This is a genomic window from Clostridium sp. DFI.1.208 (assembly GCF_024463855.1).
Lineage (GTDB): Bacteria > Bacillota_I > Bacilli_A > Erysipelotrichales > Erysipelotrichaceae > Clostridium_AQ.
Window position 1 is genome coordinate 1 of sequence record NZ_JANGCA010000161.1, and the last position, 873, is coordinate 873.

General features: G+C 36.4%; 1 protein-coding gene. It reads right to left on the reverse strand.

The window, feature by feature from the left end:
• Nucleotides 1-164 precede the first annotated feature (164 nt).
• Nucleotides 165-545: a hypothetical protein gene (locus NE665_RS23810; protein WP_256302695.1), complete on the reverse strand. Its 381-nt coding sequence runs from the start codon at nucleotides 543-545 to the stop codon at nucleotides 165-167.
• Nucleotides 546-873: the final 328 nt, after the last annotated feature.

The window sequence follows — 873 nt, forward strand, 5'->3', positions numbered from 1 at the left end:
TTCTAACGCATAATCAATGAGTTTTTGTGTACCAAAAAATATGATTCCTTCAGTTATTTTGTAGTTAAGACACAATATTTAAAAATGGCATCAACCACATTTCCTTAGGTTGATGCCATTGAGCTGTTTTTAACAGCCCTTTCAATTATTTGTGAGAGTAGCTTTTAGGATAGGTGTAAAGATTGCAGAACCGTAGGTCGGATATCTTCTTCAACATCCAGCATATTCATGGCATCCACCGCACTGACATCGATTTTCTGCATCAGTTTTCTTACATAGAATAGCGTTGCTTCCACTCTGCCTTCCGCCTTTCCTTCTTTTTTGCCTTCAGCTTTTCCCTGTAACAAGCCCTTTTCTATACCTCTTTGTTCAATGAAATCACTAAAGTTGCACATCGTCATGACCTCCTTATCTATCTCCTTCTCCATTCGTATACCATACGTCTTCTGCAATTGTTCCTTTTTATCCACTATTGCGAGATTTTTTATAAACAAAATCTTTAATAGCTCCAGCAGCCTCTGCTTATTCTCATCCTTCTGCTCCACTGCATTCGGAATATCCTGTGCTTTTCGTACGCCTTCCTTTTTCGGATAAATCCTTCTTCACTACATGCCATATACTTATCTCACATGTTAACTATCCTATGAAATTTATGTTATCGTTCTTTGCAGGAGTTTCATTTACTTATTATATGTACGGATTCATAACATTCAGAAAAAGAGCTGAGATGATACAGCTCTTTAAAAGGATATCTAAATTATCGTGGGGAGGAAAGGGTGCTTTAAATTATCGTGGGGTTTATTGATTGGTTCCCTCTAAATTATTGTGGGGTGTTTCTTTTTGTTCAATTTGTTCATTTCTATAAAAAAACCT